The sequence below is a fragment of the Pseudoalteromonas luteoviolacea CPMOR-1 genome (genome assembly GCF_001625685.1).
Taxonomy (GTDB): Bacteria; Pseudomonadota; Gammaproteobacteria; order Enterobacterales; family Alteromonadaceae; genus Pseudoalteromonas; species Pseudoalteromonas luteoviolacea_K.
Genome location: NZ_AUYC01000012.1, coordinates 1 through 25055, shown reverse-complemented (window position 1 = coordinate 25055; position 25055 = coordinate 1). Strand labels below are relative to the sequence as shown.

The 25055-nt window shown below is 36.6% G+C and carries 37 protein-coding genes and 1 pseudogene; all 38 read right to left on the bottom strand.

Annotation, left to right across the window (positions count from 1 at the left end):
* Positions 1 to 85: 85 nt before the first annotated feature.
* Entirely contained in the window at positions 86 to 499 is a 414-nt protein-coding gene (locus N473_RS01915) for a DUF6326 family protein (protein ID WP_063366482.1), read from the bottom strand.
* Positions 500 to 1690: 1191 nt separating this feature from the next.
* Positions 1691 to 2221: a hypothetical protein gene (locus N473_RS01910; RefSeq protein ID WP_063366481.1), complete on the bottom strand. Its 531-nt coding sequence runs from the start codon at positions 2219 to 2221 to the stop codon at positions 1691 to 1693.
* 438 nt (positions 2222 to 2659) lie between these two features.
* Entirely contained in the window at positions 2660 to 2992 is a 333-nt protein-coding gene (locus N473_RS01905; RefSeq protein WP_063366480.1) for a hypothetical protein, read from the bottom strand.
* 114 nt (positions 2993 to 3106) lie between these two features.
* Positions 3107 to 4009 (bottom strand): annotated as a pseudogene (locus tag N473_RS01900) (IS5 family transposase).
* A gap of 452 nt (positions 4010 to 4461) precedes the next feature.
* Positions 4462 to 4929 (bottom strand): hypothetical protein, encoded by a 468-nt coding sequence (locus N473_RS01895; protein ID WP_063366479.1) that lies wholly within the window; start codon positions 4927 to 4929, stop codon positions 4462 to 4464.
* A 351-nt stretch (positions 4930 to 5280) separates the two neighbouring features.
* The gene (locus tag N473_RS01890) at positions 5281 to 5526 is read right to left on the bottom strand and encodes a hypothetical protein (protein ID WP_063366478.1); all 246 of its coding nucleotides are present in this window, start codon (positions 5524 to 5526) and stop codon (positions 5281 to 5283) included.
* Between the two features lie 399 nt (positions 5527 to 5925).
* The gene (locus N473_RS01885) at positions 5926 to 6222 is read right to left on the bottom strand and encodes an immunity 53 family protein (RefSeq protein ID WP_063366477.1); all 297 of its coding nucleotides are present in this window, start codon (positions 6220 to 6222) and stop codon (positions 5926 to 5928) included.
* A 177-nt stretch (positions 6223 to 6399) separates the two neighbouring features.
* Positions 6400 to 6939, bottom strand: coding sequence for a sel1 repeat family protein (locus N473_RS01880; RefSeq protein ID WP_063366476.1), 540 nt, complete (start codon positions 6937 to 6939; stop codon positions 6400 to 6402).
* 151 nt (positions 6940 to 7090) lie between these two features.
* Positions 7091 to 7432 (bottom strand): hypothetical protein, encoded by a 342-nt coding sequence (locus N473_RS01875; RefSeq protein WP_155735511.1) that lies wholly within the window; start codon positions 7430 to 7432, stop codon positions 7091 to 7093.
* Between the two features lie 519 nt (positions 7433 to 7951).
* The gene (locus N473_RS01870; RefSeq protein WP_063366474.1) at positions 7952 to 8539 is read right to left on the bottom strand and encodes a hypothetical protein; all 588 of its coding nucleotides are present in this window, start codon (positions 8537 to 8539) and stop codon (positions 7952 to 7954) included.
* 491 nt (positions 8540 to 9030) lie between these two features.
* A complete protein-coding gene (locus N473_RS01865; protein WP_063366473.1) occupies positions 9031 to 9489 on the bottom strand; it encodes a hypothetical protein in 459 nt (152 codons plus the stop codon).
* Positions 9490 to 9670: 181 nt separating this feature from the next.
* On the bottom strand, positions 9671 to 10018 hold the full coding sequence (locus N473_RS01860) for a hypothetical protein (RefSeq protein ID WP_063366472.1): 348 nt from the start codon (positions 10016 to 10018) through the stop codon (positions 9671 to 9673).
* A 172-nt stretch (positions 10019 to 10190) separates the two neighbouring features.
* A complete protein-coding gene (locus N473_RS01855) occupies positions 10191 to 10457 on the bottom strand; it encodes a hypothetical protein (RefSeq protein ID WP_155735510.1) in 267 nt (88 codons plus the stop codon).
* Between the two features lie 114 nt (positions 10458 to 10571).
* Positions 10572 to 10970 carry a hypothetical protein gene (locus N473_RS01850; protein ID WP_063366470.1) on the bottom strand — a complete coding sequence of 133 codons (399 nt, stop codon included), beginning with the start codon at positions 10968 to 10970 and terminating at the stop codon, positions 10572 to 10574.
* A gap of 86 nt (positions 10971 to 11056) precedes the next feature.
* Entirely contained in the window at positions 11057 to 11446 is a 390-nt protein-coding gene (locus tag N473_RS01845) for a hypothetical protein (RefSeq protein ID WP_063366469.1), read from the bottom strand.
* Positions 11447 to 11866: 420 nt separating this feature from the next.
* Positions 11867 to 12163 carry a hypothetical protein gene (locus N473_RS01840; RefSeq protein WP_155735509.1) on the bottom strand — a complete coding sequence of 99 codons (297 nt, stop codon included), beginning with the start codon at positions 12161 to 12163 and terminating at the stop codon, positions 11867 to 11869.
* A gap of 131 nt (positions 12164 to 12294) precedes the next feature.
* Complete coding sequence (locus tag N473_RS01835) at positions 12295 to 12693, bottom strand: hypothetical protein (RefSeq protein WP_063366467.1); 399 nt, start codon at positions 12691 to 12693, stop codon at positions 12295 to 12297.
* Between the two features lie 344 nt (positions 12694 to 13037).
* The gene (locus N473_RS01830) at positions 13038 to 13280 is read right to left on the bottom strand and encodes a hypothetical protein (protein WP_063366466.1); all 243 of its coding nucleotides are present in this window, start codon (positions 13278 to 13280) and stop codon (positions 13038 to 13040) included.
* Positions 13281 to 13395: 115 nt separating this feature from the next.
* A complete protein-coding gene (locus N473_RS01825) occupies positions 13396 to 13803 on the bottom strand; it encodes a hypothetical protein (RefSeq protein WP_155735508.1) in 408 nt (135 codons plus the stop codon).
* Between the two features lie 369 nt (positions 13804 to 14172).
* A complete protein-coding gene (locus tag N473_RS01820) occupies positions 14173 to 14589 on the bottom strand; it encodes a hypothetical protein (RefSeq protein ID WP_063366464.1) in 417 nt (138 codons plus the stop codon).
* Between the two features lie 563 nt (positions 14590 to 15152).
* Positions 15153 to 15491 (bottom strand): DUF6404 family protein, encoded by a 339-nt coding sequence (locus N473_RS01815; RefSeq protein WP_063366463.1) that lies wholly within the window; start codon positions 15489 to 15491, stop codon positions 15153 to 15155.
* Positions 15492 to 15903: 412 nt separating this feature from the next.
* Positions 15904 to 16401, bottom strand: coding sequence for a hypothetical protein (locus N473_RS01810; RefSeq protein ID WP_063366462.1), 498 nt, complete (start codon positions 16399 to 16401; stop codon positions 15904 to 15906).
* A gap of 76 nt (positions 16402 to 16477) precedes the next feature.
* Positions 16478 to 17107, bottom strand: coding sequence for a hypothetical protein (locus N473_RS01805; protein ID WP_063366461.1), 630 nt, complete (start codon positions 17105 to 17107; stop codon positions 16478 to 16480).
* 314 nt (positions 17108 to 17421) lie between these two features.
* On the bottom strand, positions 17422 to 17943 hold the full coding sequence (locus tag N473_RS01800) for a hypothetical protein (protein ID WP_063366460.1): 522 nt from the start codon (positions 17941 to 17943) through the stop codon (positions 17422 to 17424).
* 106 nt (positions 17944 to 18049) lie between these two features.
* Entirely contained in the window at positions 18050 to 18460 is a 411-nt protein-coding gene (locus N473_RS01795) for a hypothetical protein (protein WP_063366459.1), read from the bottom strand.
* 110 nt (positions 18461 to 18570) lie between these two features.
* The gene (locus N473_RS26685) at positions 18571 to 18783 is read right to left on the bottom strand and encodes a PspC domain-containing protein (RefSeq protein WP_269202329.1); all 213 of its coding nucleotides are present in this window, start codon (positions 18781 to 18783) and stop codon (positions 18571 to 18573) included.
* 436 nt (positions 18784 to 19219) lie between these two features.
* The gene (locus tag N473_RS25740) at positions 19220 to 19546 is read right to left on the bottom strand and encodes a hypothetical protein (protein WP_231099505.1); all 327 of its coding nucleotides are present in this window, start codon (positions 19544 to 19546) and stop codon (positions 19220 to 19222) included.
* 214 nt (positions 19547 to 19760) lie between these two features.
* Entirely contained in the window at positions 19761 to 20066 is a 306-nt protein-coding gene (locus N473_RS01780) for an NIPSNAP family protein (protein ID WP_063366457.1), read from the bottom strand.
* 126 nt (positions 20067 to 20192) lie between these two features.
* The gene (locus tag N473_RS01775) at positions 20193 to 20480 is read right to left on the bottom strand and encodes a hypothetical protein (protein WP_063366456.1); all 288 of its coding nucleotides are present in this window, start codon (positions 20478 to 20480) and stop codon (positions 20193 to 20195) included.
* A gap of 624 nt (positions 20481 to 21104) precedes the next feature.
* Positions 21105 to 21584, bottom strand: coding sequence for a DUF1203 domain-containing protein (locus N473_RS01770; RefSeq protein WP_063366455.1), 480 nt, complete (start codon positions 21582 to 21584; stop codon positions 21105 to 21107).
* Positions 21585 to 21693: 109 nt separating this feature from the next.
* Positions 21694 to 22014, bottom strand: coding sequence for a hypothetical protein (locus tag N473_RS01765; RefSeq protein WP_063366454.1), 321 nt, complete (start codon positions 22012 to 22014; stop codon positions 21694 to 21696).
* A gap of 130 nt (positions 22015 to 22144) precedes the next feature.
* Positions 22145 to 22426 (bottom strand): DUF7710 domain-containing protein, encoded by a 282-nt coding sequence (locus N473_RS01760; protein ID WP_063366453.1) that lies wholly within the window; start codon positions 22424 to 22426, stop codon positions 22145 to 22147.
* Between the two features lie 71 nt (positions 22427 to 22497).
* A complete protein-coding gene (locus N473_RS01755) occupies positions 22498 to 22995 on the bottom strand; it encodes a GNAT family N-acetyltransferase (protein WP_063366452.1) in 498 nt (165 codons plus the stop codon).
* A gap of 127 nt (positions 22996 to 23122) precedes the next feature.
* Positions 23123 to 23299 (bottom strand): hypothetical protein, encoded by a 177-nt coding sequence (locus N473_RS26455; RefSeq protein ID WP_196766352.1) that lies wholly within the window; start codon positions 23297 to 23299, stop codon positions 23123 to 23125.
* 165 nt (positions 23300 to 23464) lie between these two features.
* A complete protein-coding gene (locus tag N473_RS01750; RefSeq protein ID WP_231099504.1) occupies positions 23465 to 23695 on the bottom strand; it encodes a hypothetical protein in 231 nt (76 codons plus the stop codon).
* A gap of 121 nt (positions 23696 to 23816) precedes the next feature.
* Positions 23817 to 24077: a hypothetical protein gene (locus tag N473_RS01745; RefSeq protein WP_063366451.1), complete on the bottom strand. Its 261-nt coding sequence runs from the start codon at positions 24075 to 24077 to the stop codon at positions 23817 to 23819.
* A 100-nt stretch (positions 24078 to 24177) separates the two neighbouring features.
* Positions 24178 to 24543, bottom strand: coding sequence for a hypothetical protein (locus tag N473_RS01740; protein WP_155735506.1), 366 nt, complete (start codon positions 24541 to 24543; stop codon positions 24178 to 24180).
* A gap of 111 nt (positions 24544 to 24654) precedes the next feature.
* The coding region (locus N473_RS01735; protein WP_231099503.1) for an Imm8 family immunity protein at positions 24655 to 25055 on the bottom strand (401 nt) is incomplete at its 5' end.

The window sequence follows — 25055 nt, the reverse complement described above, 5'->3', positions numbered from 1 at the left end:
ATTAAGGCAATAAGTAATTGATTTAAATTTCATTGAGCGAAGTAGATCCGAGCAAAGCCAATACGGACCCTACTTTGAGGCTTTGTTAAACCTTGGGTTCTTCTGGCCACTTCCAAGCAAGCCAAACAATTACCATGGTCAGAATTGACTCAACAACAGCATACATTTTATAAAAATACCAACCCACAGCATAAGCAAGGAACATAAGCATAACTGTCATTATTAACCCAACCATTATATTCAATATCCTATTGATTTTTGCTGGTAATAATACTGATAAACAAATCATCAAGCTCGTGACCAACATTATCGAAGACAACCCAAGCAAAACTGTTTGATCTCCAGCTCCAAAAATAGTCGTCCCATTGATCATCGACTCAATTTTTGTAGGTGTATAAAGCTCGAAATAATCACAATAAATGTAAAGTGACATTACAGCTGACCATAAAGCACATAGCTTAATTTTGATATTTACCTGATACTCAGAAAGCTCTGACATTGTTCAATTACTCCTTTTTTTCTTCAAAACTACAGCGTATCTCTTGACGCATAATAACGACTATTCATATACGCACTTGATTACATAAGACAGTAACAATAACCTAACTACTTGTAACCATCATAGAAACAATTAGAAACAATCAAATTAACTTAGCCATTCTATAAAAGTGAAATTTGAAAAATTTTGAGGCTATACATTTAAAAAAATAAAATTAAATTTTCATTAAATACTTGTTTTTACTATGTTTTACCCCTTATGCAAGCGACATTATTCCGTTTAACCATCTATACAGATTGTTACAATTTCATATCCATTTTTATGATAAAAATGCATCTAAGGAGAGAAAATTTTAATCAAAAATAAATGTACAACCAAAGCTCAAGAAGAATTCAACTTAAAACTAAAAAATAGCCAGAAAGCCTTAATATATAAATCAGAATAAAGGAAACATAAAACCCACATACTCAAAAAATCGATATTATTGGCAACTGAGGCTTTAGCTACTAATCAAATTAAGAAGTGACAAGTTTAAATGCCGTACTTAAGAAGCAGAACCAGCTTATTTTTACTTTTTCACCCAACCAATTATGTTGTCGTCTTATTGTCTAAATAATTAGGACTCTTAACCTTTGAATGTTCAAACCAATAATCAGTCAATCACTGTTGAACAAGATTGGAGTGGTATTGTCGAAAGCTAGTAGTTATGTATGAATGCTACCTTTGTGAGTTAACAACAGACTCTACTTTACCCAGCTTTTTTATGGTTGGACGATTGCGTATAATTGGTTCTAAATATTCACTGGAAGTCATGATTAAGTGGGGTCAATCGTCACTATTTCCCAAGAAAAGATAAGTGGTCTTTCTAAGTACCAACCATGATCTTTTACTTTATAGGTAGTCAGTATTAGAGGGATTGCGCGCTATCTCTGTCAGTCCATGCTCATCAAGACAACGAAAGCCTATTCGTGATTAATATCACCTCTGATTTGGTACTTAACACTGCTCTTTTTTCTAGAACAAACTCCCTGAGACTCCAAAGTAAGTCAACTAATTATATACTTCCACCTTCAAATACTTTCAAATACCATATAGCCGCCTAAGGCCTATATGAGCCGATAAAACTCTGATCTCAAATTTCTAGAGCCCACGTATAAAGCCAATTGTTCATTCTTTGCGTCTACGACTTGATTATGTAATATTTTTAGAGCAAGTAAAGTGCATTTTTGTACTCAGAGCAAGCTGCTCATCGTTAAAGTTTACAGAATGAATCTCTCCAGATATAGACTTTAGTTTTGCATCAAAACCATGACCTTTTTCTGCTCGTGCTAGAATATCAGACACAGTTTTTCCAGTTAGGTAAAAGTACTGAGTATCTTTCACTTGTACTTTAGTTAATTTTTCGCCATTGACATAGAGCTCCAAGGGGTAATCCACCTTAACATATGAACTGTTATACACCTCGGGAAGAATAAACTCCAAAACATGGCGCTCTTTTTTAAAACCATAACTTTTTTGCAATTCAGAAAGCTCATAGCCTTTTCCTTTATAAGAAAAGTTAGAAGAAATAGTCACAGTTAAACCCGGTGGAATTTCAACGGTTGAAGTTTGCCATAATAAACAGACAGAACGTTTAAAGCCAGGGCTCCAATAACCGCCATATGGAAGCGCTATACTATTAAAGCTAAAAAAAGTGAAAGTTATAAAAATAAGTTTATACATAAACTTACCATCCAATTCGCATTAATATACAATACTATTTTATGATACTAAAAATCTGGCACTCAGCAATTTTAATATCCATAACGAACAGTTTAAATGGTATCCCCAGATACATTCTGGTTTCATGAAGTGTATCATCCACAAAGTACATTGCTAACTCAATGATATTTCCGTCAAATGCTTCTCTCCCTTCCTCAAAAAGTAGTCTGAAATTTGTCTCAATTTCATCGAGTTAGCGAATTATAGGCCATACATTTTGACCCATATGCCTAAATATGTATGGCGGTCGTTCTAAAACCTAAAAAGTAACTTTGGCACGAACTTTCATTGCTATCTCTGACATATAATCCCTAAAGGAGTTTCGGAAAATGGCTGACTAAACTAAGCGACAAATAAGGCACAGTCCTGCTGCTTCGAAACCATGGGTGATTTAACGTGTCATATTCCCAGTAACTTACGATCTTGCCAAACATCCTCATACCCATCAGCCAACAAAAACCTATGCCCCGGAGGCAGAGCTAAGTATGGAAGAACTTGTGGTAGGTACTGATTAACGTGACTTACATGCAAAGGTTTAAAAAAGTCAGGGTCATTTAGCAGCGCTTCCCCACACCAAATATACCATCCACATGTGCCATTTTCAGCTTTATGCCTCAAACCATGTATTGGTTGTTTGCCAATTGATTCAATCGCAATACCTAATTTATCGCTTTTGTAGCATGGAACGTATTCAACTTTGAACTTTGAACAAATTTCCCGTTGATTGGTCATCAGATCCCCAAGATATCAACGACATAATCGTTCAGTATAAAAAAAATACAACTAAATAGCTAATGATAACGGCCTTGTTGATCAAATAGGCCTTTACTGACGGCCTTGTTATTTTTACCAATATTCAGGCATACCTAGCCTGTTCATCGTGTTGATCACCTTGGCTTTAATCATTACTTCTGTGTGTTGGCTGTTGAAGGTGCGGCTTGTTAATTTGTCACCCGTAAGCTGTTTAAAACGATAAACGCCCGTTTCAGCCAGCGAACGCTCATGATAGCCAGACTTTTCCTTCCAGTGTTTTAAACCAAATTGATGTATTAATATTATGGCGCTGTTTTTCGGATGACCTTTCTCCCAATATTGGGCGTTTTCTCTTGGGGGAATACGAGCTACGGCACCTTTAGCTGCAATTTCATCATAGCAATCACGCGTATCATAAGCACCATCACCGGTTACTCTGTCAACATTTCTCCGTAGTGACCGTAGTAAATCACCTAAAACTTCACCATCTGATACATTCACCATTGATAGCTCTGCACTGACAATGTCATGACTGGCAGCATCTATCGCTAAATGCAATTTACGCCAAGTTCGACGCTTGCTGGCTCGGTGTTTTCGGGTATGCCATTCGCCATTACCATAAACTTTTAGGCCGGTGCTATCGACAACAATATCAATAAATCCCTGCGTGGTTGGCTTGGTTCAATATTGAACATCTAGTGTCTTTCCTCGCTTGCACAAACAGCTGTAACCAGGGGAGTGAATAGGTGCATCCATTAAATTGAGGAGTGAATTAACGAACCCTTCGAGCGCTCGAAGTGGCAAATTAAAGACAGACCGAAGTGTCAGGCAAGTTTCAATTGAAAAATCAGTATATTTATTTGAACGACCACGACCACCGTGTTTTTCTGCGGTTTGCCATTGTTGAATAGCGTTATCGCTGAGCCAAATAGCAATATTGCCACGCTGTATCAACGCGCGGTTATAGGCAGACCAGTTTTTAATTTTCTTTGTCATGGAAGCTTGAGTTGCGTTATGTTTTTTGATCTGATCACGCAAAAGGTCAGAAGTTCAAATATTTAGGAAACAAGGCCCAGTAAAATTAAAAACCTGATAGTTCAGCCTTTGTGCATTGGGCGAATAATACAAAGATAGTACTGCAAGTACACAATAAAGAAGTGACACTGCTATGGCTAAAATAGTTAGCCAAAATCCTCTAAAAGGATAATTTCAAGCCCTGCATTAAAGATAACAGGAAATGAGCTGAAAATAAAAACAATAGCGACTATGTGTTGAATTCCATTTTCAAACAAAATTACCTCAAGTTAAAGTATAACGCTGTGCTAAACGAAACAACGAAACAACGAAACAACGAAACAACGAAACAACGAAACAACGAAACAACGAAACAACGAAACAGGATAAACTTAGCACAACCCTTCGATTTCTATCCCTTTTTTAGAACATTTTTATATGCTATTTGACAAATCATTAGGTGGCAACTTTGGAGGTGGTGGCGGTGCTTGTTTTGCTTTTTCAAAATTAAGTAGTTCACTTAATTTATAGTAATCAAAATTTCCACAAAAGATCACTGTCTTTCGGTCTTTCCTAGTTGTATTGTACGCTATAAATATTTCTACTTTATCAAGCAGATCTTCTGGGATCCCCAAGCTAGAAATATAAAAGTTACCTTTATAGGTTCGATCTTCCCGTATATCTAAATTAAACTCAAACTTTCCTTTCACACGCGCAGTGATACTACTCAAATAAACATTACCCTTTTGAACTGGAGACAGGATTTCAAAGTATTTTAAGCTGTTATCAAAACCATTATAGTCAAGTACTTCTGTAGCAAACGGTGAAATCACATGCTCATCTTCACATGCCAAAAGACTAATATTAAAAAAACAAAGTAATATAATTATAAAGCTTCGCATAACCATCCAAATAAAAGACCCAAACTTTCGAAGAAGAAACGTAAAATCTCGGTTTTACGTCAACTATTAAACCTGTTATGAGCGACAGAATTCAAGATCCAGATTATATTTTAATAAAAAACCCGACACCCGCTGGTGAATAATTTAGTGTTTATTCAAATAAAATCCCAGTTCATTGCGATTCAAAGCTCCATAGGTTGTTTCATCGGATATAGTCGATACTAAAAGTCCAGTAAAAACTACATTCCCACCAGCATACTGTTGTAACTTATCGACTAAGTATCCCCCCATAATCTAGAACCAAAACTTATGAATAAAACCAATAAAACACAAATAAAATTATGTACTTAACTATTTTTTGACGACTGCCTCAAATTTGAATCCTATTGTTCTTTTATACTTCCTTAAAGACTCTATGGTCACTTGAAAGCTATCTGATAATTTTTCTTCGCCTTTTATTACTTCTATTGCAGTACCATTCCATATGGCTAGCTCCTTAGAAAATAATCGAGCAACAAACTCACTTCTATGGCTATTTACTTCCTTTTCAGGAAACAAATGCAAACCATCAAAAATATTGCCTTGATTAACATCCACATTGCTTTCTATATTTAATCAATCAATATCATCACAAATAAGCCACTAACCGTTGATCAAGCGAATATCTGTATTTGTGCATCCGAGAATGAAGCCCCCTAAGTAATTGCGCTCGCTATCTTTTAACCTGTAGCCCAGTTGAACCGAAATACATATCTTGGCGTTTTATCACGCTGATCGCAGGTTCAATAGGCTTAATGTCATTATTTGAATACATTTGAATTACCTAGTCACATGACGCCTTTTCCTAAAAGGTAAATTTGGGGACGCAAAAAATGCTGCTATTATAAGAAAAAGGAGGATATTTTCTTAAAAAATAAGCCCGGTAGCTTACCATTGGAGATGGCGTCTTAAGCATTCGCGAAAAAAATGCGTGTTGAAATCGGATTGACTGATTGCTTAGCTGCCCTTTGTTGCCCAATCCAAAAAAATATTAAGCATCGCTTCGAGTTTTAGAGGTCCACAAGCCCCTATAAATTGGTTATTTTCTACCTTGCACATGATCCAATTTTTGTCGGAGTCATAGTCAACTTCTATTGTAGTAAAAGCTCGTCCTTCCAATAATGTTTCACTTAAATCAATTCTTAGTGACCACCCAGGGTTGTCTAGAGTATCAATTTTTATCCCGAAAGCATGTTCCCAATCATCATTACACTGAGAAAAATACCAATTTTGTATTTTGTTTAAAGTCCCCATGTGTCCTCTTAGCAACTAGTATCCACCTCGTAGTCAAAGAGTAGCAGACTGAAATTAGAAACAAAGAAACACAACCCTGTTTTAGTGCGCTTTGTTTAACAGCTTATCTGCTGTACATGAGGCGCTAGCAGAAAGTTTTCCCAGAGTTTCAGCTAGTTTGTTATATAGATCGCTTAGTTACTTTTCGTTAACTCGTTCAAGACCTTTCTCCCCCATTTTATACTCCCTGTAGAATTTACTTATGTGATCAATAATGTACTCATCACTATATTCTTTGTTAGTTTTACTACTATAAAAATTATAAGCTGATTTGCAGAACTGTGACGCTTCAATTATTCCTTTCCCAGGAATCTTCTTACCGCCGTAGGTATAGCACAAATGGTATTTCGCCTCCATATTTCCTTTTTTAGAGGATTCTAACCAATATTCTTCTGCTTTGCTGTGATCAACTTTCACTCCTAACCCATTCGAATAAATGTAACCAATGTTAGATTCAGCAATTGACTGAAGCTGAATAACTTTTTCTTTTCCGAGCGCTGAAGTTGATATCAATTTATTCCAAACAACGAGTGCATTTGAGTATTGCTGATTCGAAAAGTATTTTTGACCTAAGATTAATAACTTTTCCGCTTCTTTATCAGTAATATCACTCGCTATACTTTCCACAGGAATAAATAAAAGAAATAGTAATTTTAATTTTTTCATGGCTTTTTCCATACAAACTCGTTTACCAAGTAAAATTACTGGGTAAGAAAGAGAGAATCGAGAATTATTCAATGCTTTAACCTATGTATAAGATCATTAGCTTCTTATTATTTTTAGAATAAAGTTTTCGCAAAAAAATAACGACATTAGCTTAATACGCTCGTCAATTACCTACTCGTAAAATATAAAGCGATTTTATATCGCTATTACAGCTGTAGCTTTTACTTTCATTAACAGAAAAAGAGAGACTTGATAGTTCACCAATACCAAACCCTAAATCTCCATCAAATTGGCAATAGTATACTACGTGGACTTTACCATCTTCAATAAACGCCGTATTAATAAATAATTTAAACGTGGTATTCTCTCTAATAACAATGAACTCCCCCCCTTCAACTAAATTGAATTCAACAGATTCATTTGATGAAGAGATCAAAAGCTTATCGCCCTTTCCTAATGAAAAATAGGATACGACTAACATTAAAAAGAAGACTATCCATTTCATTATACTCGCCCTCAATTTATACAACTAACGCGCTCATATACAACAAACTACCAAAACGTTTGTCAGGCTATGCTGACGCTTAATCATACCCCGCAAAAACTTGACGTTACATGTCGAATTGCTCGCTTTATTATATGTTGACCTTACCTCTAGACAAAATAATTGCGTTGTTTCACTGCTCAACAAGAGATTCAGTTTCTCCAATACTCAACTTCCGTATTTGTTACCTATGCAACATCATCAAACGGAGTCACAGCTGAATCAAAATCCATGTCTGTAATATCTATATCGGGGTGGATTTGTGTTGTTTCAACATTAATGTAACCACTGTGAATACCTCGACAACTTCGGTCTATCCTTGACGGTAATTAATAGAATTAAACTTAATTAAATTTCGACTCACGCTCATAGCGCTCCTCAGAAGCCCCACATAACCTTAATCCGCGAGCAATAGTTGGTCATAATGCAAAGCGAAACAGAGCCAACTATTACAGATCTGACTATAAAACTGGTTAGGTTTTAATTATTAAGCGGGACCTTAGTTCCTACTCTATTATTATATTCTTTGATGCAGGAATTAGGCATCGTTGAGATGTCATTTTTTCCAACTGACTGGCGCACACGACTATATACACCATCGGTGCCCTGAATTTCGTATACGATAGCTGTGCAGCCATTTGTATTAAAGTCAATTTCGTAGTTCTTATCTTTCTCGAATGAAGTTGATATAAAGGAACCACAAGACGTGCTAACCCCCACACCGCTATGCTTTTTATACATTAAAAAATTGTTCGGTTTACCAGCTTCAAAATAAAACTCTTTAGCATTAGCAGCATAGTCGCCGTAATTCCACAAAGGAACACCGACCTTTTTTGATTTAATAAAACTACCATGCATCTTTGCATATAACGACACTCTATTTTGTGCATTTTCACAGTTAGCAGTATCGAAGCCAACCACCAAAGCCTCTCCACCGTGATGGCCTGAGGCAACAAACCTGACTTTAGCTCTGTCCCCAGCGGTCGGTTCATCATATTCAACTGTAGTTGTTGCACAACCAGAAACAAGAAAAGACACAATTAAAAGTTTGGTACAGACTTTAAACATTTATACTCCATAAAATCTAACGCCTTACACAACGGCGAGAAATAGCAGACTAAATTAAGCGAGGGATGTGCTGTTTTTGCGTCCATAACTTTATTAATTTGATAAGTGAATACAGCACCGCAATCAGGTTGTGATCTTATAGTTTGTCCACATTTACAACATTCAAAACACTGATACATGAATTCGTTGGGGAGTAGCCATGTTTAGAACTTACCCCACCAGTTTAGAGTTGTTTAATAATGACACCTAAATGAACTAATACGCTCTTGTGACAACAGGGGCATTTGAAAAATCACTGGAGTATTTAGCCAAAACAGCTTAGCTGTTAAAGAAGATGCCAAACAATAATAATTTTACAAACACTTACTCATGGTACCTGTCCCCATGATTCACCTAATACTTGCCTTGCTGGCTAAAAATAGCTGGTCAAGTAAGCGAAAAAGGAGCAAAAAAACCAACTGGATTTTGCTCCGATATAATAACCAGTTAAGTTATCTATTCGAGAAGTTAGCCTGGTAAGAATAGTTAGCCAATTCTTCAAGGGCTGTTTTTTCGTCAACTTTATCTAAGCTCTGTATTCTTACAGTCATACCGTTTGAAGTAAGATGGCTTGTACTGATCTTCAAATATAGCTTTTCTCCTTTTTGCAACGAAAATTCGCGATTAAGCGTTCCATCATCGAATTGTGCAAGACCCTGAAAAGCGCCAATTTTATTTTCTCCTTCCTTTACATTTATCCAAGTGAACCCCTTCATACCTAAATTTGCGACATGGTCTTCATTTAAATAAACTTTTGCATAAGCACCCATCGCAAATTTACTAAACTCTCTATAAACGTAAACTACTGGCTCATCTCCTTCTGGTATAGGTGCATCTTTAAGTGATGGGCCCATTGCAACACAGCCACCCAGAAAACTAATAAACAATGTGATAAATAAAACTTTTTTCACGTAAAACTCCAAAATTACATTTATAAAAACTAATATCTAAAAAAGAAAATATCTAATTGTCACTGCTTATGCAGTAATAACCAGAGCCTAAGCGGCAAAAAATCGTTGAATAAAATTCGTGATGAAGGAGCACAAGCCCAATGGTTTGCGCTTTTTGGTTTAAGTGCTTGTTATGCGACAGTTACTGCCACTTTCCTTTTCCTGAATAAACTTGTTCACCATTATTATCAAAAATTTGGAAAGTACCGTTGTTTAATATTCTGTATGTTTGATTCTTGGCTTTAAACCTGTAGCCTTGAAATGCGCATGGCGTAGTGCCATCTGAGCAATGAGTGTGAAAAGCTTCACCATTAATTCGTTGCTCACCGCCGGTTCCATACTCAAGTATATTCAAAACGACATTATCGCAGCCGACAACGCCCTCTTCACATAACTCAGCAATGGTTAGCTTATACTTTTCAGTAATTAACGTTTGAGCTAGGGAGCTGGCTGACATAAATAGCAGTATGAGAAATAGATTTATACGCATGATATTCCAAAATCATCGAACGCCTTTATTAATAGGCCATTTGCGGCGGGCTATAATATGCGATAAGAGAGTAAAAGCCAACTACATTGAGCCCTTACCTGCAACTCAAGTATATAAATGAAACAATTAAAAACCTTTACTATATTCTTATCGCATTTTTATCATACGTTTTTTATGTATATCCGCTTTGTGTTTTAGTTCTGACTCGGATAGCTGGCTTACGTGCCCTTTTTGTTTCAACAAACTCATAGACGGATATTGTCTCCCCGATAACCTCTTTTAACCTACTTTCTCTATCTAAAACTTGAAACCTATCTGTCAACTCTGGGACTCTCAACTGATATGTATCACCTTTATTTGATTCAACAATAAGGCCTAAATCAAATACATCGACGATTGTCACTTCAAACTTCTTACCCAATTCTGGAATACTAAACAATAGAGTCACCTCACGCCGCCATTGGGGGCAAATACTGCTTGGCTAAACAAGTGTAACGAAGCGGAACCGAACCAAGCTTTCACAGTCCCGCGCTTAATTGGTTAGTTATGTGTTTTATCCAACTTCACCATGTGAAATACCAATAATTTTAAAACCTCCATTTTCTTCGATAAGACAGTAAGACAAATGACCGAAGTCATCTTTAACATCTAGCTCAACTAAATAAACGCGCTTATTTTCTACTTTAAAATTGTTTACAGTATACAAGCTTATTCTATAAGGTTTATCGTATTCATAGACATCGAACCAATTCAATATCCATTTATGCTCATCATCCGTTATACAGCTAAAATCTGAGCACTTTTTTACATGGTTGATAATTATTTGGGCGAGTTCAATAGATATTGTAGCCTCAACTTTGACTCCATAAACGTTCCTATATTTCGAAATAGGTTGCGTAGGTGAGCAAGCAACCAGGTTGAAAATAAGTATAAAAGTGAGTGTACGAGCCATCAATAAACACCTGATATCACAAAGTTGGCTAACATTTGTGGAGCATAAACAAAGTCAGGTGTTATTTATCCACCTGTACAGCCTTGTCATATCCCCTGCTTTGCAAGTGTGCTCAATACGTTTAACTGACTTTCCAAGTCACGAAGATATCGGATGTTTCGCATACTGCACTGATTCACTTCGCCACTTTTCCCTTCAAACACCAGATATTCCTCATTTAAAGTAAAAAATAACGAACAGCGACTGTTTCTCTGAACGACCTCTTCTAGCTCAAAAACGTCCCCTTTGTACTTTTCATCCACTCTCAAAGTTGCAGACATATTGCCTTTACCTCCAAGCATTTGGGTGCTAACAATACGACCGAGGTACACTTTTTCTGCATTTGACACATATTGACCAACATTAAATTCTATACATTTACATGCAGAAACAAGTGGAGAAACTAACAATAATAAACAAGTAATCAGATATTTCATAAGGGTATATGACACCTCAGTTAGAAAACAAAATTGGACAGACGCGTTCGGCTGATAAATGATGGTTCTAGTAAGAGCTTAAATTGAAAAGCGAGGAACTAAGACCGACTTTGAACTCAGTTTCGCCACTGTACCTAAAAGCTAACTTAAAGAAAAGATTTCAAAAAACTGCACTAAAGACAGCTATTTACAGTGTCTCTCCACTCAAAACACCACAACAATATCTCGCCAGTGAAAAACCAATTCTAGCAATATATAGCGTGACGCAAATATCCTCTCCGTCTCTAGCAAAATTCAACAATTGCTGATGCTCTACCATAAGTACACCGAACACCCTAATAATTGGTACATATGCTTACCTAAAATTAGTAACTAAGGAACACAAGCCAAGCGTTTTGTATTCTTTATTGAATTAACTTGTTATGTTTTTTGCCAAAGTATTACAGTATCACTAAGCAGTGCTTCATCAATAAGGTCTTCAAGTTTGTGTGGTAAAGAACCATTTTTCAGCTGGCTATTTAGTACGCTTAACGTGCTGTCAATATTTCTGGGAAGGGTACCAACAACAATCTGCTCAGCGGCACACTTAAAAGTTAAACAATCTCTAAATCCTAATGACAGATCCCAACAATAAGAGACCTCTGTAATTTCAGAAATAGACACTATTTTCTTTTGACCTGCTTCAAATATAGCTAGGTTTTTACCGTCAATGTACACTTTAGATCTAGAAAATGGCCACATACTATTTGAAAATATAATGCTTGCCGTAAACGGCACATAAAAGTTGACTAAGGTTAGCAACAAAAGAACACAGCCAACTTTATTGTGTGATGCGCTTACAGCATTTGTTATGTTCTATATACGGTAATATCATTTATATTAGTGAACACAATTGAACGACTGTTCTCAAACGTAAATACAAACTCAGATCCGCCTTTAATAGAATAAGTTTCAAAACTGCGGATTTTTAAGCCTTTAATATCAAGATTGTGAGCGAGGTCTACTACCTTAAAATATGAATCTAATTCTTGCATTTCATATGACTTTGGCGCTTTATCTTGATTACGCCAAAATACAATTGCACAATCAAAAAAGTGGCGGAACCAACAGCCATTAACCTTAAGATAAATGACATTGGCTTGATCCTCTAGCGTACCTTCTGACCACATCTCAGTACAAAGTAGCTCCTCAAGAACGTGATCAATTAGATTTGGCACTTTTCCATTGATATCCAAATGCTCACGCATAACTCACCAAGCACATAAGGCTAAACTCACAGTCAAAGTTGAATAAGCTAAAATCAAAAGAAGCGTCAAGCTTATTTCATTTTATCCTTGTTTAGCGCTTATTCGTTGCACTACCACTCAGATAGTATCGCTGGATATAAACTAAAGAAAGCGTTAAAAATAACGACGAACAAATGAAAGGTAACAAATATAAGTTCGTTATACCAACAGCAGTGTATTTGAATGTGGATACTATCCCCCCGTTACGAGGTAAATTTTCAAACGATTGGGCGGATATTTCCTTGTTCAATATGCAGAGTGACAACAATTAGACTGATTGCCCACCATACAATTAAAGTAACTTGTTATGCCGACCTTTGCCACACAACTTCAAATTCTTCTTTAGAAATCTCTCTTGAGTCTGAAAGCTCTAAATCTCTTATGTTGCCATCGTATAACCAACATTCATCCTCGGAGTCATTTCTGGAGGAAAACCATTTCCCATCATACTTTTCTACCTGACGAAGGGCATGCCCCTCATCTGCAAACTCAGTCCAAATTGTACCTTCACCAAAATGTGATTCTGAAGGCCCTGTCCAATATTGCACTATACTTCCTTACCCGTATAACGCCCCACTAAGAGGCAAATAAATGCTTGGTTATAATTGGTGAAGAGTGAGCGTCAACTAAGCAGTAAAACATCACCTTAAACAGCTATTAAACTTACTTTATTTGCATACTTGTTGGTTCTGCATTTCTCAGTTCTGATAAATTTTTATCGACGCCTTTCGATACTCTATAATGCCAATGGTCTAGCAATCTAGCATTACAATTATTATCGAGGAGCGGTTGAATTGCTTCTTCAGCCATTTCTAGCGTAAGTTCAGGGTCGCCTACAATTGAAGTGTATTTTTTATATGATACCCCTGTTTTTTCTAAAGTTAATTTGTCAATTTCTTCAACTTGCTTTTTCGTCAATGAATAGGACGTGCTGCATTTAGAGTCTAGCAATGTAAATGTCACGTCGTACATGTTTAGTTTGCCAATATATCGGGCTAAATGATTAGCTGATTGATCTGCCTGAGCACTCAATGTGATCATAAGAAACAATATAAATAGACTAAATTTCAACGGCTAAACTCCACGTAAATATACCGCCCATATAAGAGGCGAAAAAAGATTGGCTAAATTAACGAAGGGTGAACGCAAACCTGAAACCATTTCAGGTTTTGTAGCTTTTTTATCATGAGGACATCTTCAATTTGTTTGCATAACTGTTCCCAGGTATTAATCAAATCTTATATGGTGCCCTTTTCCAAGTTTGCAAACTCATCTTTGAATTCAAGAAAGGTTATCATATATTTGTCGAATGGGATCACTTTTAATAATTACACGTGTTTCTCATTACCTATCACACTACTTCAGCTGACAAAAAGTTGATAGCCGCAATGTGAAACTAAGCATTACAGACAACGGTTTTTGTCCGCGTTTACGACCTTGTTACAAATCAGTCCACACAATATGAATTATGCCATTTTGCTTTAGTAAAGATGAGACCGAAATACTATTCTTAACCAATACATTTTCCGATATATATAGCCACGCATATTCTGCTTCGAATTCACTCTGTAGGTTATATATATATTGATTGATTTCACTAACTTCATTGATATTGAATGTTACATCTTCTCCGTATCGGAAAAACCGCACTGTTCCGTCATTTTCAATCGCCACTTTTATAGGTGCATTATGACTACACCAATTTGCAAATTGGCCACAGTTTTCAACTGAGTTACCTTTTATTAGTGAAATTGCAGAGTCTCTTTGCAAGGGTAATGCTAAAACAAAAAAGATCAGCAAAACGAAACTCAAGTCGACGAAAACGCTAGATAACCCTATATCATTTTCTAGTTTCATCCTTAGTACTCAACCCTAACTTATAATGCTTGCTATAAACTTCAAAATTAGTTGGCTATATTTGCCACGTAGGAGCACAAGCCCACCATTTTCCCTTAAACAGTACTAATCAGATAGACCTGAGCAAACACCTGCAATCAACAGTGATGCTGATACAAGCTTTACTGTCCTCAACAATAACAATAAGTTAAGTAAATGTCACCAAATTAGGAATAGTTAAAGAGCCATTTCATATTACCTTTATTGAATAACCGCCTTCATCCCATTTCATAATTTATTGAACCCAAAAACACGTGTGAAGAGGCAGTAGAACCGTTTCCGAGTCACCTAGCCTGCAAACAAAAGTTAATCATTGTATTGATTGAACAGGAAATCGTAGTACGGATAGCACACTGCCCTTTCATCAATATTAGCAGACAATATCTTTGCTTAATGCCTGTAGGTTGAGGCTGATTGGCGTACTGAAGTTACGAGTTCAGGGTATTGATATGGTGTACTAATTGGAAGGAGGCTTTTACGAGATAGCTCGACTACAGAAATATACTTGTGACTGTCCCATTTAGCTACAGTTGTGCCCAAGCGCTTAATTTGTGCTTTTTTGCGCTATTTCTATAATAAGCAGCCGTGCATAACCCCAACATCAAGCTACTAAACAAACCAAAAGCAAAAATATTAGCGATTGAAATGTCATCTAAGTGCCAAAATACCAGCGCAGACAATATAGGCATATACCAAACCGAAGCGATCACAAAATTGGATAAAAAACGATTGTAATGAAAAGGCACAATTTTAACCCCTAGCTTCCTTAGTAGCCTATATGGTGGGGGCATCATGTTAATTTTATTCACTTTTGCTTCTTCAAGCTCTCTTTGTGCCGCTTCAAGTTTTGTTGAATACGACATACATACTCCCTATCACTCACATTTTTCTATGACATATATCACTTAACAACAGTACTATGCCTGCCAGATAACAGCGACCATGCAGGTACGAACTTTACTTCTCTCACCATAACAATAACTTAAACAGATGTCACCAAATTAGAAAAGAACAAATAGGTCATACGCCATCAAAGGCACCATAGTCGGAAATATATAACTCAAGGCATACTGAGGTTATTAGTGCAAGATATTGATTTTTATGAAAAATCGACTGAGAATTTTAAATTTAAATAGAGCTACAAAAATATGTTTGTGATTGTCTCGTTAGATTCCGACAATAACGTGACAACCAAAGTATATAATGTCATTGAGTGCTTTTTGAACCTTTTCACCCACTAAACTCTCCTTAAAATACAGCGCGCCAGCTGGCTTATTAGATTACGGATACTAACTCGACCGAAGCCAGTTTTTGATGTCGATTTTTCCAATCAACAAGATATTTAGATAGCTGAATTCTTGATTTTTTGTTTTTATAGAAGATCACCAAACACCCATCCCCCTGATAAGAGGGTTGCTTTTTGGCATTGGGGCAGAAAAACGAAATTATAGCAAAGAGCTCTTGTGTTCCATCCGTAATATAAGCTGCTTTTTCAGGACACGAATGTTGTCGACACGCCGATGCCAAGTATATGTTCTCCGCTGGCTGAGTTATATTGTCAGAAGGCCCGCCAAATCCAGCTCTGACTTGTTCTGCAACAGGGGCATTCCAAAAGTAACGCCCTTTCTCATCGCCGAAGAATACCTGAATATGAGATCTAAACCCTTCATCCCAGATTAATTGGTTAGTATTTTGGAATGTTGACACATCATAAGGTTTTGCCTGAACTTTTTCAGGAATAAACATCAAAGCGATGACAAGTAATAAACGCATAAACTTCCTTAGCGTCTCACAAAGAGGCAAATTATTGTTGGCTAAAGTATGAAACGAAGCATAACTTGGTCAACGGTTAAGAGGCCTGCCTAAGTGACTTGTTACGAGTACTCAGCTCCGTCATGGATTTTATGCACATACTATCACTAACCTTTGATTTTTCGATCCCTGATGGCGTTATATAAGCCACCTCAGGAACCATAATCCAGTTTCCGTTTTTATCTAAGTCTCTAACCTCACTATGTAGCCCACAGTTAGAGACCTTAAACGTATTATTAGTATAAGGCTCGTCACCACTGAGTTGTTCTAGTACTGGAGTGCCAGCGAAATCTGGTTGCTTAGACTCGGATACAGAGAAAATAGCTAATGATCTTCCTCTCCCTGGAGAGTAACTAATGACAAAGTACTCCGTTTCATCAACAAGCTTTAACGAATAATAAGTGCAACATGGTCCATTCACTTTATAAATAAACTGGGTAGATTCGTTGCCAAAGTCATCATATTTAATAGCAATATGTTTAGTGTTGCCCATTTCGTCATTTCTAAGCAAAAATGTATGCGCGGAAAACTGACCACCAAATACATAGGGTTCTTCATACTCACTTAGAATAGAGCCAATTAAATCAATATCTTTGAACTCTTTATGATGGCTATCTGCAAAAGATATTATGGGAAATATTACTAAAAGAATTGCGATGAATTTCATAGTACTCTCAAAGCCCAATTAACGGGTAAAAAATGGTAGGCGCAATTTGAGCGAAGCGAATCGCCATAAGTTTTATCCCTATTGCATGGCTTATTAAGTATCGTTTTGCACGATACAGCCCCAACCATCAATTTCAACATTATATTACTCAGCTATACAAATCATAAAGCCAGACACACTATCATATCGTAAATCACAATAATAAGTTAATTTGATACGACCAAATTAGAAACCAATGAAGAACGTCAATTACGAATAACAGTGATATTTGATAAAGAACAAGTTGGACAAACACTTTTACAAGATAGAAAAAATTACGGCAATATATTTGTGTTTGCCCTATTTGGTTTTACTTTTAATTCATTGGTCCAAGCTTGCCATGAAATCGACTTGCCAGGGAATGCTACTTTTGAGAAAGGCCACACGGCTTCAAGCCAATTCAAGACAGTTTGATAAAGTATTTTTTCTAACGTAATACTATCATCTCGAATCCACAAGTAGACTTCACAGTCATAATTTAGTGATTGGCTTGGATCTATATAAACAGAGCCTAGGCATTTTTTCTTTGAATTGTTAAATACGGAATATGCAAAAGCATCTCTGGATTCAAATTCTTGCTTATGAACCTTTAAGCTTTCTATATTTTCTTCGAGGGTCATATTAACTTTAGGCCACTCAGTTCCTGGGCCAAATATTCCTTGTAGCCTTTTTTGACTGGACATGACTGCTTCAAAGTCTAACTCAGCAACGCCTTCTTCCAGAACTCTGAAGTGAAAATTTTCACTATCAAAAAACGTCGGTGGCTTAAATGATTCAGGAATAAAAGGATTGGGCATACTCTAAACTATCCATAGTTGTATAACGCGTTAACAGTAAGAAAATTATAATCTTCACGGCCGCCTTGTGGCAAGCCTATGATGTTATGTCCTGATGATTAACTTGTTAGGTATACTTGCGCAGTATATCAGCGATTGAAAATATAGGCAGTTCTCCGCGTTTGTTCGCAAGTAGCTCCTGCTCTGTTAAAAAAATACCCTCATTGCCTCGGCTTTTGCACAGTTTAATGAATTCACTTAGCTCAACCCGCTTAATTCTCTCAGCTTTAGTTGTACGGCTAAGTATTAAATAAAGGGCTAAAGGGGTTGAAGAATACAGAGTATATTGATGAGAGAAGAGATCCCATAGACCGTCATTTATCGCATCATCGAGTTCATCCACGCTAGAGTTAGGATCTCGTATCGTTTCAATAACGCTTTCAAACTCCGCTCGGTTAGCAGCACCTCGACAAGTCCGATATTTACTATAATCCACTTCTTCAATTTGAAATAAATCCCCATACTTCATTTCTAGCACGAGCCTCTTGGTATGACCAACGCCGCAAATAAACGGCGAAAAATAGTTGCTTAAAATTTATCGGGAGCGAACAAAACCAACAGCTTTGTATCCACGGTTTCATTTTTTTGTTAGCAGGTGAGACTCTTTTTTAGCAATGCTTTTCGCCTCAAATGCCTAGCCATAGCTTGTGTCGAAAGGTATTTGGGTAAAATTAGCCACAAAACGATGTACACAATAGCTGGTAAAAAGAAAGATATTATACTAAACAGAATAAAAGCTAAACGCAGACCATTTTTCCTTAAACAATAATAATCAGAAAGACCTGAGCAAACACCAGCAATCAGCGCTGACTATCCACGGGTTAACACTTTAACTTTTTTCAAATTTTGCATACATGCTCCTTTACCTGCAAACATTGCTATCTACGACAAATCTCACATAACAACAGCAATTCAGATATGAGCTTTGCGCCCCCAACCATAACAATAAGTTAAGCGGATGTCACCAAATTAGGAATGGTTAAAGAACCATTTCATTTTACCTCTTTTGAACAAACGCCTTTATTGAACTGCTCTGAAAATAAAACAACTCCGCCGGATACCGACAATGCAATAGATTTGTGCATGTCTCATTTTTTATCTTTTTGGGGGTGTTGTCTTTAAAAAAGCTAGGTGCCTGCTTGATGCTTTCGATAATCGAAACTATCATTTCCATGTCTTGATGCACGACTACTCTTAGTCGCGCTAACGCTTGCCGTAAACAGACTTCTTATGAGTCCTATTGCATCAAATGGTCCGATAGAAATTTGATGTGCTGAATTTTTACACCTAATTCATCTGTATGTATGAGTACAAGCTTTGCGTGTGCTTGACCTGTAGTGAAATTCATAGGTACCGTATACACTGCTGTAGACTGTGTGTCACCACTAAACGAAGTAAAAGAGCTAGTATTTTCAAGACGTAGCTCGCCTACACTTTCTAGTCTACCTAGTGAGGATACCTTGTTTAAGTAAAGCTCCCATTGATCTGGTGTTATTGAATTAAAAGCCTCATCTGTCAGTAAATTCTCAAATACCCCTTTATCCCATTTAGCTATTTCCGGCATGTTTTGCTTAATAAAAGGGATAAATGTCTCACTCTGTTTAGCCTGATTAATGGAACTAATGACTGCTATTCCTATAAAAAATAGAAATATGCTCAACAAACCAAAACCAATGTATTTAAAAATTTTCACGTATACCTCAAAAGAATGATAACGCCTTGCTAACTGGCACGAAGAAGTCAGCTAACTGAATTTTTTCACTTTTAAACAGCATTATTCATTCGAAGATCGGTTTAAAAAAACTTCGCTCATAACTTATGATGCATTTTGTTTCTTCTGCATATTTAAAAGCAGCAATACAGTCTGGGTCTTGAAAAGAGTTTGCTCGATACTTCTCATATTCTGCGAGGCTTGGGAAAGTGAATAATGCTAATGCAATATTATTCGCGCCTTCAGAAGGCAGAAAATATCCGTTATGTGTTCCACCAAACTTGTTGACCAGTGGTATCCAGAGTTTTGCATATGTCTCAAATTCGGACAATTTGTACGGGTCTATGACATATTTCAAGTAGCAAGTAATCAATTTAAATCTCCTTAAGTCACTTGGATTCCGGGCTGATAACACCAACTAAGCGGAACAAAGTAACTCGCTATAATAGCGGCAAAGGTGAAACCTGCCAACCATTTTGTTTCCGTTTAGTTGCCATTATTATATTTCGTTTTGCAAAATGTGGTTATAGATTTCCAGCAACCTAAAATTTGTTGTCGTACCATACTTATCATCGAAACCACCAAGCATAATTTTAGTGTGAAAATCCAAATCAAAATTGGCATCAGTTATTGCATCCGGGATATTATGCAGAGCATCCGCGATGTCAGCTATAAACTCGCTTTGCTCTACAGATAGTCCAGAGTCTTGGCCTTTAAAGCCAATTATTCGAATTTCTAACAATGCCCTCTGTAGAGTTTTTAAAAGCGCCAATTGTTCTTTTTTCAATATTTAATCCTCAGTAATATAACGCCTTTCGAAATGACGCGAAAAAAATGGCTAAATTTGCGAGCGCGAGCCAACTATTACGCGCTCACTATGAGCAATTTGTCCTGCACGAGTGATTTGTTACATGCCAAACCTAATGCTTTTCTAATTAGCTCGTTGTCCATTTTTTAAATAATTTGAGTGTGCCGACTGTCAGAAAACTGTGCATAATTAAGAATTGATGAATTTTTAAGTAAATTTAACGATATGCCTTTAGAGTAAATATAAATAGAAGGCGCATAGGTATTTATATCGTGGTTCCAATTAGAACTGTTGTTACTTAGCCTGATATTTAATTCGATGTGCATGTTGCTATTAGCCGGAATAACAATTTCGCTTCTTGACTGGCATTTATCGTATGTGAGTATAGTAATTTCTTCATCGACATCAAAATTTGCATCATGATTTACTGATGAATAAAAAAACCAACAGTAACTAATACAAATACTCCTACAAGAACACTGATTAACTTTAAAAGAAAACTCGAAGGGGAACCTTGGCATATAGCGCCTTAACATTAGGCATTTTTACATGCTTTTTAACGAAGCGTCAGTGTAAAAATGCCCTTAATAATTAAATTATTAGCTATGCCGCACGTTCCACTCTAAAACTGTAACAACCGTAAGCTGCATATCTTGCAATGACAAAGCTGACCTTTTTATTGGTTAAAAACACTTCAAGATCTGATTCGGCTTGCTCAGGCGATGTCAATTTTGCGTCTATTATACGCTCGTTACTACAGTATGCTCTTAACACAAATGTGTGGCCTAAATAATCGGTTTCAGATCCATTTGGTAATGGCAGTTTGGTATTATCAAACTCCTCACTCTCTGAGTTTGCCAACACGAAAATCGGCCCATACTCTTTATATGGGCCTGGTTTTGTGAAAGGGCAATAACTGGCCAATATTAATTCTTCACCAGCCTTTGCACCACGAAGTACATCTCGGCATGGCTCCCCGCCTTTTGCTTCCAATACTTCTACAGGTTGATTTTGATCGTCTATACCTACATTTCTAATTTTATCTAAGAAATCCGATCTTACAGGTACTATTTTATACTTCATTTGACTCCTTATATAGCTAACGCTTACTGTAAACAGCACAAAATAGCAGGCTAAAATTAGCGACGAAGGAGCACAAGCCTGCTATTTTGCGTCCTTTTTTAGTTACTTGTTAACTATACTTTAACTCATTATCTGTAATAACTAACATATCGTCTATAACTTCACCATCTAACTGCGTTTGCCAAGAATAATAACCAACTTCTTCCTCTTCGAGTAAAACATTTAAATTGGTTTCAATATACGAAACTTCGATGTATTCATGTTTAAAACACAGTTTGTGAGAATGAAATTCGAATTTAAATTTATCGGTTATTGCTTTATCAATACCAAAATCCTCTGAAGCAACCCACAATTTAGCGCCTGCTATCGCATTTGAAATCAAATTTTGTTGAGCAGCGATCTGTTCTAGATTTTTAAGCAAGGTGTCCATATGAATACTCAGTTTTTCTTTTATAACTAACGCCGTTGTAGCTGGCTAATAATAGTTGACTAAAATTTGTGAGGCACGAATAAAGCCAACTGTTTTTGGTCCGCACTTTTAATTCGCTTTGTTTTAAGCCTTATGAACGAGCGCCATCTTGGTAATGATAATGCTCTTGACTAGCTGTAGTAAATCCACCGATAAAATTAGGCTGTTTACTTTTTTCAGCTAATTTTTCGGGCTTAATATTATGCATGTCATTTTCTACTGCCCAATCAAATACACCTTGATCAAGTGGGTAGTTAGTCAGTACCCCAGTCAGTGAATTTTCTTTTATCCAACTTTCAGCTAATTCGAGTTCACTGAAGACACCACCAGAAAAGTCCGCATTGTTTTTATTGAATACCCATACTGACTTCATTCACTAAACTCCAAAGGGCTTATAACGCCCAGTTAAAAACCAAACAATATTTGTCCCTGTTGCACTGCTTGTTAGGCATTTTGTACAACAAACTCATGAAACTCTTCAGAATCAGACGTTTTTACCTTTTTAACGCCTGAGTAATTTGATTGTTTAAAATGCTTCTCCCAAAAACTTAGAGCATTTTTATCATTGCGGTAAACAGCAACATGCCATTCGTTGTATTCTTTTGTATGCATCAACAGCTCGATAACAAGCTGAGCAATACCTTGATTTCTATATTTAGGTAAAATAAAAATATCTGAAAGTTCAGGCATTTCTTCGCCCATGATTTCAGTTGGCTCAACCGTTACAAACCCAACAATTAATTGCTCACTTAGAACTATGTAAGCATTACACTCATCTTGACCTCTTAACACTTCCTCAAGATAACTTTCATCTATATAAAATTTTCCTTGTTCATCGATATCTTCTAAGGAAAATGAACTTTGATGATATTGGTAAAATTGCCACAACATTTTAAATGCTGAGAAATCATCAAAATTTGCTTTACGAACTTCGATACTCATTAGAATGCCTAACCCACTTTTAAAGGGCTGATAATGTTTGGCTGAGATATTTAGCAAAGCGAAACCGAGCCAAACGTTAACGCTCCCGCTTGAGCAGCATGTTATGTTTTACTTAGTCGTGAACTCATTAAACGAATAAATTTTTCAGCCAATCAAAAGTAAGTACTGTGGTAAATACTTTTAAAGCGATTAAGCCAATAAAAACAAATACGATCGCAACTTTAACGGCTTTGCTTTCAATCTTATTCCAAAACAGTAGTTTAGCTTTTGCCTCATTTATTAATTCATCCATAGCTTCTTTCATAAAGTTCCCTTTATTTAATCTTATATTAATTTCTGAGCTTATTTTCCGTAAAACATAACGCCGCAAATAAACGGCATAAAATAGCTGGCTCAACTAAGCGAAGAATGAACGCAAGCCTGCTGTTTTGCGTCCATTGTTTAATTAATTTGTTATATTTCCAATGAACTAATCTTGGAAATCCCAAGGTATTTCTTTTTTAAATAATTCTATAGAAGCTTCAACAACCTCTAGCGGTATATCTTTGTCATAAGTTGTCACTTCACGCGACTTTTTTGTGTCATCACGAAATATCTCGAGTATCAACTTACCCTTGAAGTAAATCTCAACTCCTATTCCGTCTCGACCGTTACTGACATCACTTGCAATCATGACCCCATACTCATTGTTAAGAATCACGACAGGCTCCAAAGGAAATATAACGCCTCACTAAGAGGCAAATATCAGTTGGTTAAAATAAGCGACGAAGGAGCAAAAACCAACTGTTATTTGTCCTTTTGAGTGACTTGTTATAAGCCGATTACACCTTGGCAAAACAGCGTTTGATTATATAACCACAAACACTTGCAAGACCAAAAAACAACATTGAAAATGCAGTTGCACCTAAAACAAATGGAAGTTTGCCATCTTTACTGCTTATAGCAATATCATAAACACCATAAAGCATTCCAAAACCAGCTAAAGTAAAAAATAGAAATCCAATTAACATAGAGAAAAACACAAGAGGTTTTTCTAAACTCTTAAATTGCAATCCCAACAAGATAGCTTCGATTAAACCCACAGTTCTTCCTTAGGCATATAACGCTTGCCTAACCGGCGCAAAATAGCAGGCTATAATTAGCGTCGAAGGAACGCAAGCCTGCTGTTTTGTGCCCTTGGTTTTACGGCCTTGTTATATGCCGTTTTTTTAATTTAAAGCTATTTTTAACTAAACCAAACGCAGTAAATAAAGCAATTATTACGGCTGCGCTATAAGAGGCAATGATATAAGGTATGCCTTGCTCTTTAATTATTGCTGCGCCAACATAAGGATCACTTAAAGTCGCATATGCCGCGTAAGCAAATAATAAGGCAAACGAAATACCAAGAAATAAAAACCCTTTACGCCATGCTGTCAAAAAGTAAACGGGAACACCAAATATTAAACCATGCAACCATAGTTCAGGTATTGTCGCCATTTTATCTGATACTTCGGCCACAGCATCATACGAAATAAAAAATGCTGTGATTATTAATAGCTTACTCATAGGCATATAACGCTCCAATATGGGGCGCACAAATGCATGGCTTAACTTAGCGACGAAAGAGCGCAAGCCATGCGTTTTGCGCCCTTGCCATAATTGGCTTGTTAGAGATACTTAGAACGGAAAGCAACTCAAACTAGTTGGCCTAATTTGGCCAGCAAGCCTTGTTGCAACTTCTGCCCACGAATTACTGCCATTTGCATGTAAAAGTAACTTTGAAATATGACACTTAATAACATTCCAATCAAATTCTTCGAGTACCAATGTAGGTGGCATAAATGAATTAATAGTCCGGTTTTCAATTGCCTTGGGAGAGGCCACATAGAATTCAAAAAACACGCTATCTGCTTGATGATTTTCAAAGCACAAGTCTAATTCTATGAGAACATCAAACTCTTCCCAATCACTTGGGTAACCGGAAGTTGATGGTTCTAATTGATGGCTTGATATTCCGAGTAACTCGATATTCATGGTATCTCTAGCGCCGCAATGTGCGGCAAATTTTATTGGGTTGA

Excerpts from the sequence above, each read along its gene's own strand:
- N473_RS01915 (WP_063366482.1), bottom strand. The coding sequence starts at position 499 with ATGTCAGAGCTTTCTGAGTATCAGGTAAATATCAAAATTAAGCTATGT.
- N473_RS01820 (WP_063366464.1), bottom strand. The coding sequence starts at position 14,589 with ATGAAACTAGAAAATGATATAGGGTTATCTAGCGTTTTCGTCGACTTG.
- N473_RS01875 (WP_155735511.1), bottom strand. The coding sequence starts at position 7,432 with ATGAAATGGATAGTCTTCTTTTTAATGTTAGTCGTATCCTATTTTTCA.
- N473_RS01910 (WP_063366481.1), bottom strand. The coding sequence starts at position 2,221 with ATGTATAAACTTATTTTTATAACTTTCACTTTTTTTAGCTTTAATAGT.
- N473_RS01885 (WP_063366477.1), bottom strand. The coding sequence starts at position 6,222 with ATGGGGACTTTAAACAAAATACAAAATTGGTATTTTTCTCAGTGTAAT.
- N473_RS01765 (WP_063366454.1), bottom strand. The coding sequence starts at position 22,014 with ATGGACACCTTGCTTAAAAATCTAGAACAGATCGCTGCTCAACAAAAT.
- N473_RS01760 (WP_063366453.1), bottom strand. The coding sequence starts at position 22,426 with ATGAAGTCAGTATGGGTATTCAATAAAAACAATGCGGACTTTTCTGGT.
- N473_RS01850 (WP_063366470.1), bottom strand. The coding sequence starts at position 10,970 with ATGGCTCGTACACTCACTTTTATACTTATTTTCAACCTGGTTGCTTGC.
- N473_RS01810 (WP_063366462.1), bottom strand. The coding sequence starts at position 16,401 with ATGCGTTTATTACTTGTCATCGCTTTGATGTTTATTCCTGAAAAAGTT.
- N473_RS01860 (WP_063366472.1), bottom strand. The coding sequence starts at position 10,018 with ATGCGTATAAATCTATTTCTCATACTGCTATTTATGTCAGCCAGCTCC.
- N473_RS01755 (WP_063366452.1), bottom strand. The coding sequence starts at position 22,995 with ATGAGTATCGAAGTTCGTAAAGCAAATTTTGATGATTTCTCAGCATTT.
- N473_RS01870 (WP_063366474.1), bottom strand. The coding sequence starts at position 8,539 with ATGTTTAAAGTCTGTACCAAACTTTTAATTGTGTCTTTTCTTGTTTCT.
- N473_RS01880 (WP_063366476.1), bottom strand. The coding sequence starts at position 6,939 with ATGGAAAAAGCCATGAAAAAATTAAAATTACTATTTCTTTTATTTATT.
- N473_RS01805 (WP_063366461.1), bottom strand. The coding sequence starts at position 17,107 with ATGAAATTCATCGCAATTCTTTTAGTAATATTTCCCATAATATCTTTT.
- N473_RS01895 (WP_063366479.1), bottom strand. The coding sequence starts at position 4,929 with ATGCGAAGCTTTATAATTATATTACTTTGTTTTTTTAATATTAGTCTT.
- N473_RS01740 (WP_155735506.1), bottom strand. The coding sequence starts at position 24,543 with ATGAGTAAGCTATTAATAATCACAGCATTTTTTATTTCGTATGATGCT.
- N473_RS01815 (WP_063366463.1), bottom strand. The coding sequence starts at position 15,491 with ATGTCGTATTCAACAAAACTTGAAGCGGCACAAAGAGAGCTTGAAGAA.
- N473_RS01845 (WP_063366469.1), bottom strand. The coding sequence starts at position 11,446 with ATGAAATATCTGATTACTTGTTTATTATTGTTAGTTTCTCCACTTGTT.
- N473_RS01905 (WP_063366480.1), bottom strand. The coding sequence starts at position 2,992 with ATGACCAATCAACGGGAAATTTGTTCAAAGTTCAAAGTTGAATACGTT.
- N473_RS25740 (WP_231099505.1), bottom strand. The coding sequence starts at position 19,546 with ATGCCGGAAATAGCTAAATGGGATAAAGGGGTATTTGAGAATTTACTG.
- N473_RS01800 (WP_063366460.1), bottom strand. The coding sequence starts at position 17,943 with ATGCCCAATCCTTTTATTCCTGAATCATTTAAGCCACCGACGTTTTTT.
- N473_RS01770 (WP_063366455.1), bottom strand. The coding sequence starts at position 21,584 with ATGAAGTATAAAATAGTACCTGTAAGATCGGATTTCTTAGATAAAATT.
- N473_RS26455 (WP_196766352.1), bottom strand. The coding sequence starts at position 23,299 with ATGAAAGAAGCTATGGATGAATTAATAAATGAGGCAAAAGCTAAACTA.
- N473_RS01835 (WP_063366467.1), bottom strand. The coding sequence starts at position 12,693 with ATGCGTGAGCATTTGGATATCAATGGAAAAGTGCCAAATCTAATTGAT.